The sequence below is a fragment of the Pontibacter ummariensis genome (assembly GCF_900188175.1).
Lineage (GTDB): Bacteria > Bacteroidota > Bacteroidia > Cytophagales > Hymenobacteraceae > Pontibacter > Pontibacter ummariensis.
This window is the reverse complement of the sequence record NZ_FZOQ01000066.1, coordinates 1-2,606: the sequence shown is the minus strand read 5'-3', so window position 1 is coordinate 2,606 and position 2,606 is coordinate 1. Positions and strand designations below refer to the sequence as shown.

At 48.1% G+C, this 2,606-nt stretch carries 2 protein-coding genes; both read right to left on the bottom strand.

Annotated elements, in window-relative coordinates:
• A partial coding sequence (locus CHB92_RS25340; RefSeq protein ID WP_144266408.1) for a S1C family serine protease occupies positions 1 to 755 on the bottom strand: 755 nt, incomplete at its 3' end.
• A gap of 475 nt (positions 756 to 1,230) precedes the next feature.
• Positions 1,231 to 2,058 carry a TIGR02587 family membrane protein gene (locus CHB92_RS25335; protein WP_245842915.1) on the bottom strand — a complete coding sequence of 276 codons (828 nt, stop codon included), beginning with the start codon at positions 2,056 to 2,058 and terminating at the stop codon, positions 1,231 to 1,233.
• Positions 2,059 to 2,606 lie beyond the last annotated feature (548 nt).

Genomic DNA, 2,606 nt, shown 5'->3' with positions numbered 1-2,606 from the left:
TTGGCATTCACCAAAGCGCCACCGCTGTTGCCTGGATTGATGGCTGCGTCTGTCTGAATAAAGGACTCAATAGGAGTGTTGGGAGCAAGCTGAGAGGCGTCTTCATAGCTTCCCTGGCCCTGATGGTTCAGGATGCCGATGCTTCTTCCCTTGGCACTGATGATACCGGCGGTTACCGTAGAGTTAAGGGATAAAGGGTAACCTACAGCCAAGACCCACTCACCGACCTGTACGTTGTCCGAGTTTCCTAAGGGTACAACTGGCAGGTCTGCCCCATCTACTTTTAAAAGGGCAAGGTCGGTGTTGGGGTCCCTTCCAACTAAGGTCGCCTCAAAGACACGCTTATCCGGCAAAACAACCTCTATTGCCGCAGCATGCTCTATCACATGGTTGTTAGTGACGATGTAGCCGTCTGGCGAGATGATCACCCCGGAACCGGAACCACGGACTGGGGTTTGTGCCTGGGGAAGACCAAAGAAACCGTAGAGGGAGTTAGCCGATCTGCGGTCCTCGCCTTCATACAAGGTTTTGATGTGAACCACGGCCGGGGCTACCAAAGACGCAGCCTGTACAAAGTCCGGGTTCACCGGAGCAGAGCCAGGGCGTATGTGATTGCTGGCAAAGCGTATACCTGCATAGGTGGGTAACTCGGAATGATACTTCGCTTTCTCCCTATCTTCAAAGTATTTATAACCTGCTATGGCAAGTGCAGCAGATAAGAGGGAAATTATGATTGCAAAGGCTGCCTGCTTCATTTTGCATCAACGTTTTCATCTCATGATAACTGGTTCCGGCAAATTTAAATAGAACGAGCCGCTTGTCAAGCCTGCCAGACAGGTAGGGGCAGACCAGGACAGTAAAGCTCTACATAACGTAAGGCTGTTTAGAGGGTTTTGGCTTGCCTCCATCGTAAATTAAAGCGTTCTCATTGAGATGCTTCTGTCTTTAGACATATTTACCTGGTCAAGCACCTGCTTTGTGTGCACCAAAAGAACGGCTAAAAAGGTGGACAAAGTGACAATACAGCCCCGTCCTGTATAAAAGTGCTGTCTATCACTACTTAGCTCCATCCTTCTTGTCCCTTACATGTGCGAAGACATCTGCCTTGCTGTCTATTCTGGGGCCCCTAAGGCGGTAAAAGTGAAGGTTAAGGATACAGAAGTAAGCCCCTCCTCTGATGGATAAATTGCAGTTTAGCTTCGGACCCCGATGGGCTTTGGGGAAGTCAGGTTATTTGATCAATAACCTCCCTGCCGAGGCACCAACAGAAGCAAGAACCCCAAGGGTGATAACCTGCGCAAAGCAGACGTAAAACGTGACGTCTTCGAACCTGCCAAAGAACCAAAGCATAAAGGCAGAGGCACCTAGCCCTATCAGGAATGACAGGCAGGTATCAAAAACCATATTATATGTCTTACTACCTGGAGGCCTATGCGCAGCCCCGCGGAAGTCACTGAAGAAGACGATCATCACACTCAATGCGATGGACACCAGGGCCATAAAGAAGACATGGGTTGGTTGCGCCTCAACCGCCAGCAAGAAGATCTCCATTGTAGGTGCCACGCTTCCGGCTACCACCACTGCCCCGCATAAAGCCAGAGCAGCCACGCCCTCTCTGGTACTTCTGCTTCTTTCCTCCTTATGGCTACCTCCGCTGCTCCCTGCTCCGAGTTGAGCGGTGCCTATGGACACCCCAATGGAAACGATCATCGCCTCGACGATAATTTTGCTTATGTCCACGAAAGTGAGAGATGAGATGCTGATCCTATTGAGTATCAGCAACATGCCAAAGGATATCGTGAATCCAATCCCCATCTCCTCCATAGAGTCAACAGCAATGTGTTTCCAAGTAGCTTCGTCGTGAACGCCAGCATATTTGTTATAGGCTAACAGCAGCAGGTACGTTACCACTACCATAACCAGCAACTGTGCAGGATCGGCAATAAAGCCATGCCACCACACCTCCATGGTATAGAGCAACGGGAAGCTGAATAGCAAACCTCCTGCTAATCCGCGTGCATACTCCTGAAGCGACTTTTTAACTGGTCTTGAACCCACAATCCTTTTTACTTTTTGCTGGGCTTATACCTTGCTCAGCGCTTTCGAGTTACTTAGGCAAGAAAACGGGCTAATCTTGATATTTGCGTTATAAAAACAAAAGCCATGTTCTTGTTAACTCAAGAAATTATAAACGAAAAAGCCAAGCAGTGTTTCCATCTGCCTGGCCCAATCACAAATCAACTAACGCTTTATACTAAAGTAACCAATCTTTAGTGTAATTGTTCTCTCAAGGTAGACCTACTTTGCAGGATTAACAAATGAAATCGGTTCTTATACCTATAGAGTATACATAATTACTGTCCTCTCTGGTGTTTACCGGGTCGCTGTCAGGAAGCTACTTATCGTGTGCTAATGCTGACAGCGTTCAGAAGCACATGGCAAAAGTAGAAGTACAGTCACTCACGATAAAAGCAAGTTCAGGTCCAGCCACTATAACACGGTAGTAAAGCGTATGCCGTTCTTACAGATATACTGGTTAGCACTGCGTACAAGTAATGAGCAGAGCTAGGGCAGTTTTTACTAAGCTTTTGATTCCGCCCTGGGGT